Here is a 15,143-nt window from a genome sequence, read left to right as displayed (position 1 = left end):
TACAACGATGGAAAAACGATCGTTTTAATCATCATCTGTATCTAAACCAAATTTTTTCAAACGATAACGTAGAGATCGGAAAGTCATTCCCAGTTTTTTTGCCGCCAAAGTCCGATTCCAATGGGTTTGGTTTAATGCAGAAAGAAGTACTTCTTTTTCCACTTTTTCCAAATATTCCTCTAAACCCTCTTCAGGAATTTTCTGGCCTTTCAATGCTGCATCTGTTTGTACAGGTGTTTTTACATCCGTTTCAACAGCTTCATTTTGGCTGACTCCACGGAGTGGTGCAGGTTGTAAGTGTTGAATATCTAATTGATCCTCATCACACATGGTGATGGCTTTTTCAATGATATTGCGCAGTTCACGAACGTTGCCTGAATAGTGCTGTTCTAACAGAAAAGCTTTGGCTTTTTCAGTTAATTGTTTGGTTGGAATCTGCCATTCAGTACAAATGATCTGAATAAAATGTGCCGCTAAAATTAAAATGTCTTGGTCACGCGCTCTTAATGGAGGCAACACCACATCCATAACATGAATCCTAAAAAATAGGTCATGGCGGAATTTACCTTGTTCAACCAAAACTTCAATATTTTGGTGGCTGGCACTGATGATACGAAAATCTACTTCGATCTCAGTATCACTGCCTAAAGGACGAATTTTCTTTTCTTGAACAGCACGTAACAGTTTCGCTTGCATTGCTAAAGACAGCTCAGCAATTTCATCTAAGAATAAAGTACCGCCATTTGCAGCTTGGATCAGACCTTGTTTATCTTGTGTAGCACCAGAGAAACAACCTTTTTTATGTCCAAAAAGCTCGCTTTCCATTAAGTCTTCTGAAATTGCACCACAGTTAATGGCAATAAAAGGACTATCACTGCGGTTACTGAGCTTATGAATCAAATTGGCAACAACTTCTTTGCCTGTACCTGATTCACCAGTAATGAATACAGGTGCCTGTGAGCGGGCGATCTTTTTAATCGATTCTCTTAGATTACGAATGACCTGAGAATTACCAATGAGCATAGATTGTTCAATCGGAATTTCTGCAGCATTCGCATCCAATTGAGGGACATGCAAAGCTTTTTGTAAGAGCTGTTGTAAGTGTGATTGGTTAATTGGTTTACTGACGAAATCAAAAGCGCCAGCTTTTAAAGAAGCAATTGCAATTTCCATGTTGCCGTAGGCTGTTAAAACAGCAATTGGCGTTTTAGGATAATGTTGAGAGACGTGTTTAACGAGATCTAAACCACTTCCATCGGGAAGGTTAAGATCTGTAATACAAGCATCATATTTATATTCACTAAAGAAATATTTGGCTTGTTGTAAATGATGTGCCATATGGGTTTTTATGCCCATGCGAGAAAGGCTCATCTGCATGAGCATGCATAAATCTTGCTCATCATCTACAAGTAAAACCAATGGTTGTCGTGTAGTCATATCCCCAAAAACCTAGTTTATTCCGTGAGTGGGCATTCGATTCGAAAACATGCCCCTTGTTGTTTTTGCTCTACGTAAATTAATTTCGCTTGATTCGCTTCACATATACTTTGTGATAGATACAATCCTAAACCAGTTCCGTTGATTTCGGTACTAAAAAATGGCTGAAATAATTGCGAAAGGTCTTGTTTTGATACTCCTTTCCCAAAATCAATCACATCTATACAAATGTGATGCTCACTTTTAAACGCCCTAACTAGAATATAATCTGCAAATTCATCATTATGACGTAGTGCATTGCGAATCAAGTTAATCAGTACTTGTCTGAGTTGTAAGTCATCAAAAAAGACAGAAAGACGAGTTTGTATATCAAGTTGAATTTTTTGACGTGCGTCCTGTAAATCATTGGTTAGTAAATCATTCAAAAAGTCTTGTAGAAGAATTTTAGTCGCTGTGGTTTTTCTATTTTTTGCCATATCTAAAGTATCTTTAATGATACTGTTAATACGTACAGCTTGTTTTGAAATCATTTGATGAAGAATGGTTTGCTGCTGTCCACTACTGCCCATAATCAAATCGTTGGCTTGCACAATTGCAGCAAGAGGATTTCTAATTTCATGTGCAATACTAGCAGAGAGTTGTCCTAATGCCGCAAGTTTTAATTGTTGGACCTTTTGATTAATTTTCTGTGCATCCTCTAAAACCAAAAGTGTGAGCGCTTGATTTGGCACAATTAATTTTTGCACACGAATATCAACGGTATACGCTGATTTATATGACTCAAATTGAAAGCGTTCATTATCCTTGATCATCGTCTTTTCTAGTAATTCAAACAAATCGGGTTGAAAACTAGAAAGAAGATACTGTTCATGGGCATAGAGTGGAGGAATACCGAGCAGTAGGCAAGCCGCAGGGTTACTCACAATAATTTTATATTGTTCATCGAGCACCAAATAGCCGACTTCAATCTGTTCTAAAATATAGCGATTGATATTTTGTAGTTTAAATAATTCAATCGATTGATAGGTATTTAAGGATTCAAGAAGTTGAAAACGATTAATCGCAATCTGTCCGATACCGTAAACCATAAAGAATAAGAAAGCGAGTAAAGCACTATTACCGATATTATTTAAATTTGAGAAATCAAAAAAACTTCCAAAAAATTGCTGATAAATAACAGCAATTACAGAAACCAGTGTTACGAAAAGCGCTTTGGTTTTGGTGAGCAAAAAATTTGCGACAAATACGGTAATGACAAACAAGATACTAATTGCAAGATTAGGACCATCCAGTGCAAAAGTAAGTATGCTTAGAAAAGGAATATCAACAATAAAAAAGCCAATAAATTGTTTACTGACGCCGTGAGGATAGAACCTGAGCAATATCAGTTGTAAAGCTGAAATCACAGTATATGCAGCGACTGAGTAAAAATATAAACTGGGATAGTTGTAATGAGAGTCTTGATTTTCCAAGGTAATCAAAAAGATCACCGTTAAACAGCAAGCAATAACAATGCGATAAACTGAATACAATGCGCCTAAGCGATAAATCGTTTGATAAATAGGGACAGATACCGTAGGCAGCATAATGCACTCAAATAAAACTTTATATTTTGAATAGATTTAAGGTTTAATCAAACCATAACGTATAGCCAGATGAGTTAACTTGACATCGCTATCTAGTCCAAGCTTTTCAAAAATACGATAGCGGTAGGTATTGACTGTTTTAACGCTGACAAAAAGTTTATCTGAAATTTCTTGAGCACTCACACAATTGACCACCATCATTGCAACTTGCATTTCACGTTCTGAAAGCGCATCAAAAGGGGAAGTTTGTGTGTCTGATAGGTATGAGCTCGCCAATTGTTCAGCAATATCCGCACTAAAGTATTTACCACCTTGCATGACTTTCTTGATTGCTCGAACCATTTCTGTAATTGGAGCACCTTTGGTGATATAACCTCTTGCTCCAGCTTTAAGTAACAATGACGGATACGGTTCTTCTGCAAGTCCGCTAACGGCTAAAACTTTGGTATCTGGTGCAGTTTGTAATAAACGACGTGTTGTTTCAACGCCGCCAATTCCAGGCATATTGACATCTAATAAAACCACATTCGGATGGTGTTGTCTGACGATTGTAATGGCTTCTTCACCTGATTCAGCTTGCCCAATCACTTGAATATCAGTTTGATCTTCTAGCATTCTGCAGATGCCTGTTCTTACTAATTCATGGTCATCTACCACTAAGACAGTAATCACGTACACCTCCTCACAATTCTTAATATCAATATTTTTGTTACACAACGCAAAAAATACTTGCAATGTCATCACAAAATTGGCAATGCTATTCCTAATACCCGTAAAATATTTATGCACATTACTGTGATTAAAATATTTGTTTTAATATAGTCACGTTTGAGTGTAAATGTAAGTCATATTTGAGGCAATTAGCAAGTTTGTGAAAACCTCCCTGAGATGAGTAAATTATCGTGAAAAATTCCAAAAAAACGTTAATGAATGTACTGAGTTTATCAGTACTACTCAGTTTGAGTTCAACTGGTTTTGCTGACATCGTCATGAATTCATCAGGGGCGGCAGGACAAGCGACTGTGAGTTGGTCTTCTTCTGATGCAAGCCAATTGTTGAATGATGACTCTGTAGAAGATGCAGACGAGCCGTCTCCGCAAGGTTCGACGACTTTAACTACAACAATTCGTGCTTCAAATGCTGCACCTGCAGCTTTGACCAATAAATCTGTACAGATTGTAGATACCAATAGTTTTAGCAACCAACCTTCTGTCAATGCACGTGCTGCTTTGGTGATGGATGCAAAAACAGGTGAAGTACTGTTTAGTAAAAATACCAATACGGCGATGCCAATTGCATCCATTACTAAATTGATGACGGCTGTGATTACTGCTGATGCACGTTTGGATATGTCAGAAGATATCACGTTACAGCAAATTGATTTTGCTGGTGCAGGCGGTAAAAACTCAAGTTCAACATTAAAAGCAGGCGATACAATGAATCGTGCTGAAATGTTGCTGGTTGCATTGATGAAATCTGAGAACCCTGCAGCCGCAGCTTTGGCCCGTACTTATCCAGGTGGACGTCAGGCATTCGTTGCAGCAATGAATGCGAAAGCACGTCAGTTGGGTATGAATTCTACCCATTATGCTGAATCGACAGGCTTAGATCCACGTAATATATCTTCGGCGCGTGATTTGGGTATTTTGGTCAGTGCCGCTTCTCAGTATGGACTTATTCGTCAGTTTTCAACAACAGCACATTATGACTTTAATTTAGGGTATCGTGTTCTAAAGTCGAATAATACCAATGCATTGGTTCGTAATGGTGGTTGGAATATCAATATTTCGAAAACAGGTTATATCAATGAAGCGGGGCGTTGTGTGGTGATGCATACCACTGTAAACAGCCGCCCAGCAGTAGTTGTATTACTTGGTGCTAGCTCATCTCAAGCACGTACCAATGATGCAACCAATTTGTTGAATTGGGTAAGTCATTTACCAAAACGTATTTAATCGTTTGACCTAAAAAGCTCTTCTGATATGAGGAGCTTTTTTTATACCTAAAGATTATCAATTTTTCATTGAGCTAAATGATTCAGATCAAGATTTTTTATTCACATTGAAATGATGATTTTTGAAAGATAAAAGCATTATCTTAGAATAGGGCAGTACAAATAAAAAAACCAGTTGTGAGCAACTGGTTTTTTTATTTCAAACGCTATTCTTACATATTTGAAAGGATCGAATCTTTCACTTGATCCATAGTGGCATCAATTGACAACATCACTGCATCAGCGCATTGCTTGATTGCTGTATCAGGATCTTTTAGGCCATTCCCTGTTACTGTACAAACAATGACTGAGCCTTCAGGAATTTTACCTGCTTTAATGTCACGAATCGCACCACCAATAGAGGCAGCAGAAGCAGGTTCAACAAATACACCTTCGTACATAGAAAGTAGACGTTGAGCTTCTAGAATTTCAGTATCTGTCAATTCATCGAACCAGCCATTTGAGTCACGTACTACTGCTTTAGCATGGTTGAAACTTTGCGGGTTACCAATACGAATTGCTGTTGCAACAGTTTCAGGGTTTTCAACTGGACCACCGCGTAAGAATGGTGCAGCGCCAGATGCTTGATAGCCCACCATGATCGGACGACCTTCAGGGTTTGGACCTGTGAACTTGTCCGTTGCTGCGTCATAAACCACTTGTTCAAATTCTTCAACGGGTTGGTTTGCAACAGCTTCGGTATAACCCATCCAATGAGCAGTAATATTACCCGCATTACCTACAGGTAAGCAGTGATAATCAGGCGCACGACCTAAAGCTTCGACAATCTCATAAGCAATGGTTTTTTGACCTTGCAAACGGTATGGGTTGATTGAGTTGACAATCGTTACAGGTGCTTGATCTGCAACTTCTTTAACAAGACGCATACCGTCATCGAAGTTACCACGGATTTGCATGGTAATTGCGCCGTACATCATGGCTTGAGCCATTTTACCCATTGCAATTTTGCCTTCTGGAATTAAAACAAATGCTTTAATACCAGCACGAGCTGCATACGCCGCCGCCGCCGCTGAAGTATTACCTGTAGATGCACAAATAATTGCTTTAGAACCTTCTTCAACTGCTTTGGTTACAGCCATGGTCATACCGCGGTCTTTAAATGAACCAGTTGGATTTAAACCTTCATACTTCACATAAATTTCAACATTTTTACCAATAATACCTGGAATATTGTCTAATTTAATGAGTGGTGTATTACCTTCATTTAAAGAAATAGCACGTGTGGTTTTAGATACTGGTAAGCGGTCACGATAGCGATCAACAAGTCCTGTATAGCGATTGGCATGAGACATGATGGTGTTCCAATTGTATGTAGAGCAAATAAAGATATTGTTGCAACCCCTAAACTCTTTTCCATAAAAACAATTTAGGGGGATTCAAAAGCCGATTAGTTATCGAGCAATTCTAAACGAATTCTGACGATTTCGCCATGAATAGCAGGTAAAGCTTGAATTTGAGAAAGTGCAGCATTCATGATCGATTCTTGAATTGGATCCGTTAAAATCACAATAGGAATCAAATCTTTTAGGCGTGGTTGCTGCATGATGGCATCAATACCAATACCAGCACGACTTAAAATTGTTGTTACATCTGCAAGTACGCCAGTTTGATCTTCAGCATTCAAACGAATGTAATATCCCGTTGTCATTTCATCACTGTTTAAAATTGGCAGATCAGATAAAGCCTCAAATGCAAGTTGAGGAATAGTACCTGCACCATCTTCGGTATAAATAATGTCACGGACAATATCCACAACATCGGCAACGACAGCAGAAGCTGTAGGGCCTGCACCTGCACCTGCACCATAGTACAATGTTGGGCCAACTGCATTGGCTTGAACCAAGACTGCATTTTTGACGCCATTTACATTGGCAATGAGTTCTTCATCAGGAATTAAGGTTGGGTGTACACGAAGTTCAATGCCTTTTGCTGAACGGCGTGCAATACCTAAATGTTTGATTTTATAGCCTAGTTCTTCTGCATATTTTACATCTTGGGCAGTAACTTTGGTAATGCCTTCGGTATAAACTTTGTCAAACTGTAAGGGAATACCAAATGCGCATGAAGCTAGGATGGTCAGTTTATGCGCAGCATCAATCCCTTCAACATCAAATGTTGGATCTGCTTCTGCATAGCCGAGTTCTTGCGCTTCTTTAAGTACATCTGCAAAGGCACGACCCTTTTCACTCATCTCAGTGAGGATAAAGTTTCCTGTACCATTAATGATTCCAGCAAGCCATTCAATCTTATTGGCTGCTAAACCTTCACGGATGACTTTAATAATCGGAATACCACCCGCTACAGCGGCTTCAAAGGCAATTTGCACATGATGATCATCAGCAGCTTTAAACAACTCATTACCATGTTCTGCTAAAAGTGCTTTGTTTGCTGTAACAACTTGTTTGCCATGTTTAATGGCTTCCATAATGACTTCATAAGCAGGGTGAATACCACCCATAACTTCAACCACAACATCGACATCAGGTTGGCGTACGATATCGAGTAAATCTGCACTTTGTTTAATCGTTGCAGGTAGGTCTAAATCTGGACGTGGGCGACGCGTACCCACATGAGTAATTTCGATTTCACGACCGGTGCGACGTCGAATTTCGGCAGCGTTTTCTTGTAGTAGTTTAAGGGCTCCACCGCCTACGGTACCTAGACCGAGTATTGCCAGACGAACTGGTTTCACGTCACACTCCAATTATGCATATAAATTATATTAAGCTTAGATCATAGCTAAAAAATGCGCCAGACTCTAGGGTCTGGCGCACTTTATATTGATGTATAAATAATAGTAAATTTATTGATAAAAACTATTTATTTAAACGGCTTTCAATTTCGTCTGCAGTCATGTAACCACCTAGATATTCACCCTCTGAACTATAAATCGCTGGTGTACCATTGACACCCATTTTAAGACCTAAAGCATATTGATCACGAACTGGGTTTTTACATGTCGCAGGTGGAAGTGCAACGCCTGCAATTGCTTGGTCAAAAGCAGTTTGGCGGTTTGCACTACACCACACACTTTCCATTGCAGGGATAAATTGCTCACCACGTGGCCATGCAATATAGCGAACTTCAATTCCTTTTGCTGTGATCTCGCTCATATGCTCATGCAGTTTATGGCAATATGGGCAACTTGCATCGGTAAACACATAAACCACATGTTTGGCTTTACCTTGCGCAGGGTAAACCAGCAAGTCTTCAACTTTTAAGCTGGCAAAATGTTTCTTGTTCTCAGTGGCTTGAATTTTGTCACCAATACTACTGAGTTTTTTATCGCCTAAGCGAATTACATCACCTTGAATAAGGTATTTACCATCAGCAGTTGCATAAACCGAACTCATACCTTCCATGCTCACCCAGTACATATTTGGCATTTCAGTTGGTTTAACATCTAAAATTTTGGCATTGATGTCGGCTTTTTTGAAATTGGCTTGTAATGTTTGAATTAAACGCTGTTGTTTATTTCGCTCAGTTAAATTAGATGCTTCACCAGTCGCTGGGGAAGTTGCTGTTAGGGTGTCATCTTTTTTTGAGTCTTGGTTTTTTGAACAAGCACCTAATGCCATTGCACTTGCAACTACACAAGCGAGCATCACTTTTGAACGATTAAATTGCATAAATAACTCTTTATGTTTTTTCAGCATGATTTGAGCGAATTCGCTTTGAGGGAATTAGCATAACAAAATTTTTGACGATATTCGTTAAAACTTGATTAAGGGATAGAAATTGCCGATATATACCCACAATACTGTTCATTTAAAAAATTCAGGAATTACTGACTTAAGTTTAAGCCCGAGGGTGATACTTTTCATGTAATTGTTGCATACGAACTTGTGCGACATGTGTGTAAATTTGTGTGGTGGATAAGTCGCTATGTCCGAGGAGCATTTGAACGACACGTAGATCTGCACCATGGTTTAACAGATGGGTTGCAAAAGCATGTCTGAGTGTATGTGGCGATAATTCAGATTGAATATTGGCTTGTAAGGCATAACGCTTAATGGCATACCAAAAATTTTGGCGACTCATAATGCCGCCATGCTGTGTCAAAAATAAATAATCCGTAGCGGATTTATACAGTTGTGGTCGAGCATGTGTTAAATATTTCTCAACCCATTCACAAGCCACTTCGCCTAAAGGAACTAAGCGCTCTTTATTGCCTTTGCCTGTAATGCGTAAATAGCCTTGTTTTAAATTGATCAACTCTAATCTTAAATTTAACAATTCAGTGACCCGTAAACCACATGCATAAAGCACTTCAAACATGGCACGATCACGTAAACCCAACGCAGTTTCTGTGTCTGGTGCTTGGATCAAAGCGTCAACATCTTGCTCAGATAAATCTTTAGGCAATGCTCGACCTAACTTTGGGGTTTTATGTGTTGCGACAGGATTATCTAGACGAATTTTTTGTTCTCGAAGAAATTTAAAAAAAGATCGCAATGCAGAGAGGGAGCGTGCAATTGAACGTGGGCTTTTACCTTGTTTGGTGAGTTTGATCAATACATCAGAAATATCGTCAGCAGTCCAATCGGGTAAATGTGAATTCATTGCTTCACTACATTGAATTAAATCGGATAAATAAGCATTGCGTGTATGTGGACTGACTGTTTGTGCAATTAAATAGTCACGAAAACCATTTAGAAAACTTAAATTTTCTGGAATTGTTACCGCTGTTGGAATCCGTGGTTTTTTATTGAGCATGAGTTTAAAGTATATAAATTTCGGTTTATTGTTGAAATGTAGACTAAAAATAATGTGAAGTCGAATCCTGTAGGAAATGAGAATTGTAATCAAACCTTATTTGGTAATTATTCTCATTTGTATGTATAATAAATTATATATCGAATTAATTTTAGGATTAGTTGCAGTGCGTTTGTCAGACTTGAAAGTAAAGCAAACTGCCATTATCAGCAAGGTTTATCGTACCTCAGAAGATAATGTCAATCAGCCAGATTTAGTGGCGAGTCGTTTGGAAACATTGGGTTTTGTGCCTGGCACACGTGTTCAAGTCATCACTAAAGGTATTTTTGGTGGGGACCCTATTTTGATTCAGGTTGGTTTTACTCGTTTTGCTTTGCGTAAAATTGAGGCTGCCAAAATTGAAATTCATGATGTATTGGAAGGAGCTCCGACATGAGCGAAACATTAAAAGTCGCTTTAGTCGGAAATCCTAACTGCGGTAAAACTTCACTTTTCAATCATTTAACAGGAACGCGCCAAAAAGTTGCCAACTATGCTGGGGTAACCGTTGAACGCAAAGTCGGTACATTTAATCTACCTTCAAGTCGTGCAGTGCGTGTTTTGGATTTACCTGGAACATATAGTTTAAATGCAACCAGTCCCGATGAAGCCATTACTCGCGATGTAGTGATGGGGCAAATTGCCGAAGAACAAGACCAGGATGCGTTTTTATGTATTGTCGATGCGACGAATTTAAAACTTCATCTTGGCTTGGTTCTAGAAGTGATTGAACAAGGTAAACCGATTCTACTTGTTTTGAACATGATGGATGAAGCTCGCCGCCGTGGTATGCAGATCAATACGCAAAAATTGTCGCAACGTTTAGGTGTACCTATTGTAGAAACGGTGGCTGTGCGTAATGCAGGGATCGAAAACCTGATGGCTGCTTTGGATGATGAAAAATTCAAAACACCTGATACTGAGCTGAGTGATGTTAATTTATCTGGTTCAAATCACGAAAGAATTGACCAAATCTTAAAAGATGTGGTGATTTTTATTGACCATGAAGATAAGCGTACAGACTTCCTCGATAAAATATTTTTGCACCCAGTTTTAGGTTTGTTGACGCTTGCATTGATGATGTTTGTGGTCTTTCAAGCAGTTTTTGCTTGGGCAGAACCTGTCATGACCTTGATTGAAGATAGTTTTGCATGGTTAGGTGAGTCTGTTGGTCCATTGATTTCGCATCCTTTGCTGAAGAGTTTAGTTGTAGATGGGATTATTGCAGGAGCGGGTGGTGTTGTGGTGTTCTTACCGCAAATTCTAATCTTATTCTTTTTTATTCTTGTTTTAGAAGAATCAGGTTATCTACCTCGCGCTGCATTTCTACTTGATAAATTGATGTTTAAAGCAGGCCTTAGTGGTCGTGCATTCATTCCTTTACTTTCAAGCTTTGCTTGTGCTGTACCAGGAATTATGGCGACACGCAGTATCAGTGATCCACGTGATCGTTTAACCACGATTTTTGTTGCACCATTGATGACCTGTTCTGCACGCTTACCTGTATATGCGTTGTTAATTGCTGCGTTTATTCCAGAAAAAATGGTTTGGGGCATGTTTAATTTGCAAGGTTTGGTACTGTTTGGCCTCTACATGTCCGGTATTGTCAGTGCTTTAATTGTTGCAACTGTGCTGAAGTTTTTGCAAAGAGATAAATCTCAACACGCTTTGCTAATGGAATTGCCAAGTTATCGTATCCCAGATATTAAAAGTGTTTGGATTGGATTGTTGGATCGTGCCAAGATTTTCTTAAAGCGTGTGGGGGGGATTATCTTCGCTTTATCAATCTTGTTGTGGTTCTTGTGTACTTTCCCGCAACCCCCTGAAGGTGCAACTTTACCTGCGATTGATTATTCGTTTGCTGGGATGTTGGGGCATTTTATGCAACCGATTTTTGCACCACTTGGTTTCAACTGGCAGATTTGTATTGCTTTAATTCCAGCAATGGCAGCACGTGAAGTGTTGGTTGCATCGTTAGGTGTGGTTTATGCATTGTCTGCGACTGATGAAGATGCTGTGACTCAAGGTTTATCGCAATTGATCAGTCAGGGTGATTTGAGTTGGTCTCTAGCAACGGGTTTGTCACTTTTAGTGTGGTTTATCTATGCACCCCATTGTTTAGCGACTTTAGCAACTGTAAAGCGTGAAACAGGATCTTGGAAAACTGTAGCAGGGATGACCGCTTATTTATTTGGTTTGGCATACTTGATGGCATTTTTAACGTACCAAATTGCTTCGGGCTATTTTGGCTTATAAAAGTTGAATTGATTTTTCTGAGTGACGGTTAGGTTTTATTGAAGTCTATAAGCGAAGGAGCTTGAGATGATTGAATTATTGATTATTACAGCATTGGTGGTTTGGAGTGCAATCTTTGTTTTTAAGAAAGTATTTCCAAAGTCAGCATATTCGGTATTTTCGAAACTCTCTCAATTTTGTCGTTCGAAAGGCTGGAATAGTTTAGCAAAATGGTTACAGCCTGCGATGGTTGCTGGTTGTGGCGGTGGTTGTGGTTGCTCAAGCAATGATGCAGAAGCACCAAAAAAATCTGAGGTTCAAGCAGTCAAGTGGAAGTAAATCACTCTACTAAATTTAAAAAGCCATTCTAGAACTTAGAATGGCTTTTTTTGTTGGTATTCTCTCAAAGCATGATGACAATATTTTTACGGACTGACACAAAAAATTATCAAGAAATCAAAAACAGAAAAAGCTTTCAAATCGCCAAAGTGCTAACATTTTGCAAGTTTCAAAATTTACTCTGAGTGGGACAATAATGTTAATTCAACGTGGTGGCTTAAAAGTCGTTGCTGGCCTCGGTATTTCTGGTGTTTCAGCGGTTAATTTCTTACATGAACAAGGCTACCGAGTTGCAGTCACCGATTCACGTGAAGTTCCACCAGGACATGACAAAATTCCAGCTGATGTGCAAACGAGCTTTGGTATGCTTGATCAAGATTTATTGTTGCAAGCTGAAGAAATTATTATTAGTCCTGGGCTTGATTTGAAGCTTCCTGAAATTCAAGCAGCGATCGCAAAAGGTATTCCAGTTGTCAGCGAAATTCAGATTTTACGCCGTGCAACGGATAAACCGATTGTTGCTATTACAGGTTCAAATGCCAAAAGTACTGTAACCACCTTGATTGGTTTAATGGCACAAGATGCCGGCGTGAAAGCGGCTGTAGGTGGAAATCTAGGACGTCCCGCATTGGATTTAACCCATGATGATCCAGATGTTTATATATTGGAGTTATCGAGTTTTCAGTTGGAAACGACGTCTAATTTGGCGGCGGAAGTTGCTGTTGTGTTGAATATGAGTGAAGACCATTTAGATCGTCATGGTGATATGGCAGGTTATCACGCAGCAAAACATCGAATTTTCCAAGCTGTAAAAAAGGTGGTGTATAACCGTGATGATTCACTAACACGACCGCTGGTTCCAGATGTAACGCCAATGCAAAGTTTTGGTTTAAATGCTCCTGATTTAAATCAATACGGTATCCTCAGAGAAGATAACGGTACAATTTGGTTAGCACGTGGTCGTGAACGTTTGTTGAAAAGTTCAGAGTTGTATATTCAAGGAACGCATAATGTTGCCAATGCCTTGGCTTGTTTGGCATTGGGTGAAGCAATTGGTTTGCCAAGAGACAAAATGTTAGAAACGTTAAAAACCTTTAAAGGTTTAGAGCATCGTTGTGAATTTGTCAAAGAAGTCAACAATGTTCGTTATTATAACGATTCTAAAGGAACCAACATTGGCGCAACATTGGCAGCCCTTGACGGTTTAGGTGCTGCGATTGAAGCGCAAGGTGGCAAAGTTGCGATTATTCTCGGTGGTCAGGGTAAAGGGCAAGATTTTACGGCTTTACGTGATTCACTACAAAAATATGCCAAAGTTGCGGTCTTGATGGGTGAGGATCGCCCAATTATCGAAAAAGCAATTACAGGTACAACTACACTGTTGCATGCTGAATCTTTGCAAGAAGCGGTTACTTTGGCTCAGCAACATACGCATGCGCATGATGTGGTGTTATTATCACCTGCATGTGCAAGTTTTGATATGTTTACAGGCTATCCAGAGCGCGGACAGCGCTTTGTTGAATATGTAAATGCTTTGAACTAAAAGAATCATAAGGAAAACAGGATGGCTGGGTTAGCTCAGACGACTATAAGTAAAATTAATCAGGTGTATGAGCGCTGGGTGCCTAAGTTTCCAGCAGAGATTACACCTCGTAATGTACTGATATTTTGCGTCATTTCACTGTTATGTATAGGCACAGTCATGGTGGCTTCGGCTTCGATGCCTTATGCAGAACGTATGCATGAAAATGAATTTCACTATGTGATTCGACATGCAATTTCGATCGTAGTGGCATTGGTTGCTGCTTTGGTCACCTATCGTATTTCGTTAAATATTTGGTTTAACAATACTTTTCCGCTTTGGTTAATTACCATTATTTTGTTACTCGCCGTCTTAGTGGTGGGAACAGAAGTCAATGGTTCAACACGGTGGATTCGTGTAGGCGGGTTTACCTTGCAAGCCACAGAGGTGGCAAAGGTCATGATGACCATCTTTACTGCAGACTATGTTGTACGCAGAGCACAAGAAGTACGTAGTAACTATAAAGGGTTATTACGCTTAGCCATTGTGATGTTACTTACAGTGGGTTTAATCATCGCTGAACCCGACTTAGGGGCAACGGTGGTGATTGCGGTTTCTATGCTTGGTGTATTCTTCTTAGCAGGTGCACCGCTGATTCAATTTGGTATTGCTTTTGGTGCGATTCTTTCAGCCTTTATTTTCCTGATTGTCTTTGAGCCATATCGTTATGAACGGTTGATGTCATTCTCAAACCCTTGGGCAGACCCGCTAGGTTCAGGTTATCAACTCTCCAATGCATTGATGGCCTTCGGTCGTGGTGAGTGGTTTGGTGTGGGTTTAGGGCATAGTATCCAAAAGATGTCTTATTTACCTGAAGCGCATACGGACTTTATGCTTGCAATTTTAGGTGAAGAGTTTGGTTTCTTCGGTATTGCGACTGTTTTAGCTTTATCATTTGCAATGGTGATTTGCTGTATCCGTATTGGTCAGCGTGCATTAAACCATCAATATTTAAGAGCAGGTTATTTGGCTTATGGCATTAGCATTATTTTCTTATTGCAAATTCTGGTCAATGCTGGAATGAATATGGGAATGTTGCCAACCAAAGGTTTGACTTTGCCTTTCATTAGTTATGGTGGGTCTTCACTGATCATGTGTGCTGTGATGATTAGCCTGATTTTAAAAATTGATGCATCGACAAAGGAAGCCAATCCTGCACGAGAAGAATCAAGCTTCTAAACTACATTGGTTTAGT

Annotated in this window: 13 protein-coding genes; 6 read left to right on the top strand and 7 right to left on the bottom strand. The window is 39.4% G+C overall.

The window, feature by feature from the left end; genetic code table 11:
- Positions 1-24 precede the first annotated feature (24 nt).
- Genes D7V20_RS02440 through gacA form a run of 3 tightly spaced genes read right to left on the bottom strand, consistent with a single transcriptional unit; the run spans position 25 to position 3,695 of the window.
- Entirely contained in the window at positions 25-1,437 is a 1,413-nt protein-coding gene (locus D7V20_RS02440; protein ID WP_120382750.1) for a sigma-54-dependent transcriptional regulator, read from the bottom strand.
- A 17-nt stretch (positions 1,438-1,454) separates the two neighbouring features.
- Positions 1,455-3,023 carry a sensor histidine kinase gene (locus tag D7V20_RS02435; protein WP_120382749.1) on the bottom strand — a complete coding sequence of 523 codons (1,569 nt, stop codon included), beginning with the start codon at positions 3,021-3,023 and terminating at the stop codon, positions 1,455-1,457.
- Positions 3,024-3,059: 36 nt separating this feature from the next.
- On the bottom strand, positions 3,060-3,695 hold the full coding sequence (gene gacA, locus D7V20_RS02430) for a response regulator transcription factor GacA (protein WP_120382748.1): 636 nt from the start codon (positions 3,693-3,695) through the stop codon (positions 3,060-3,062).
- Positions 3,696-3,925: 230 nt separating this feature from the next.
- On the opposite strand from gacA, the gene pbpG reads away from it, so the two are divergent.
- Positions 3,926-4,978 (top strand): D-alanyl-D-alanine endopeptidase PBP7/8, encoded by a 1,053-nt coding sequence (pbpG, locus tag D7V20_RS02425; protein ID WP_120382747.1) that lies wholly within the window; start codon positions 3,926-3,928, stop codon positions 4,976-4,978.
- Positions 4,979-5,189: 211 nt separating this feature from the next.
- Here pbpG and thrC read toward each other — a convergent pair whose 3' ends face one another.
- The 4 genes from thrC to xerD all read right to left on the bottom strand — a co-directional run bounded on the left by thrC (position 5,190) and on the right by xerD (position 9,753).
- The gene (gene thrC / locus D7V20_RS02420) at positions 5,190-6,329 is read right to left on the bottom strand and encodes a threonine synthase (protein WP_120382746.1); all 1,140 of its coding nucleotides are present in this window, start codon (positions 6,327-6,329) and stop codon (positions 5,190-5,192) included.
- 95 nt (positions 6,330-6,424) lie between these two features.
- Positions 6,425-7,729: a homoserine dehydrogenase gene (locus D7V20_RS02415; protein ID WP_120382745.1), complete on the bottom strand. Its 1,305-nt coding sequence runs from the start codon at positions 7,727-7,729 to the stop codon at positions 6,425-6,427.
- 124 nt (positions 7,730-7,853) lie between these two features.
- On the bottom strand, positions 7,854-8,666 hold the full coding sequence (locus tag D7V20_RS02410) for a thioredoxin fold domain-containing protein (RefSeq protein ID WP_120382744.1): 813 nt from the start codon (positions 8,664-8,666) through the stop codon (positions 7,854-7,856).
- A gap of 169 nt (positions 8,667-8,835) precedes the next feature.
- Positions 8,836-9,753, bottom strand: coding sequence for a site-specific tyrosine recombinase XerD (gene xerD / locus D7V20_RS02405; RefSeq protein ID WP_120382743.1), 918 nt, complete (start codon positions 9,751-9,753; stop codon positions 8,836-8,838).
- A gap of 166 nt (positions 9,754-9,919) precedes the next feature.
- Here xerD and D7V20_RS02400 point away from each other — a divergent pair, with 166 nt between their 5' ends.
- The 5 genes from D7V20_RS02400 to ftsW all read left to right on the top strand — a co-directional run bounded on the left by D7V20_RS02400 (position 9,920) and on the right by ftsW (position 15,127).
- Complete coding sequence (locus D7V20_RS02400; RefSeq protein ID WP_120382772.1) at positions 9,920-10,189, top strand: FeoA family protein; 270 nt, start codon at positions 9,920-9,922, stop codon at positions 10,187-10,189.
- Positions 10,186-12,048, top strand: coding sequence for a ferrous iron transporter B (gene feoB / locus D7V20_RS02395; RefSeq protein ID WP_120382742.1), 1,863 nt, complete (start codon positions 10,186-10,188; stop codon positions 12,046-12,048). Before D7V20_RS02400 ends, feoB begins: the two co-directional genes overlap by 4 nt.
- A gap of 66 nt (positions 12,049-12,114) precedes the next feature.
- Positions 12,115-12,366: a DUF6587 family protein gene (locus tag D7V20_RS02390; RefSeq protein WP_120382741.1), complete on the top strand. Its 252-nt coding sequence runs from the start codon at positions 12,115-12,117 to the stop codon at positions 12,364-12,366.
- A 196-nt stretch (positions 12,367-12,562) separates the two neighbouring features.
- On the top strand, positions 12,563-13,909 hold the full coding sequence (gene murD, locus D7V20_RS02385) for a UDP-N-acetylmuramoyl-L-alanine--D-glutamate ligase (protein ID WP_120382740.1): 1,347 nt from the start codon (positions 12,563-12,565) through the stop codon (positions 13,907-13,909).
- Between the two features lie 21 nt (positions 13,910-13,930).
- On the top strand, positions 13,931-15,127 hold the full coding sequence (gene ftsW, locus D7V20_RS02380) for a putative lipid II flippase FtsW (RefSeq protein WP_120382739.1): 1,197 nt from the start codon (positions 13,931-13,933) through the stop codon (positions 15,125-15,127).
- The last annotated feature ends 16 nt before the right edge of the window (positions 15,128-15,143 follow it).

It is taken from the genome of Acinetobacter rongchengensis (assembly GCF_003611475.1).
In the GTDB taxonomy this organism is placed as follows: Bacteria; Pseudomonadota; Gammaproteobacteria; order Pseudomonadales; family Moraxellaceae; genus Acinetobacter; species Acinetobacter rongchengensis.
The sequence above is the reverse complement of the archived record's forward strand: the minus strand, read 5'-3'. Positions and strand labels throughout refer to the sequence as shown.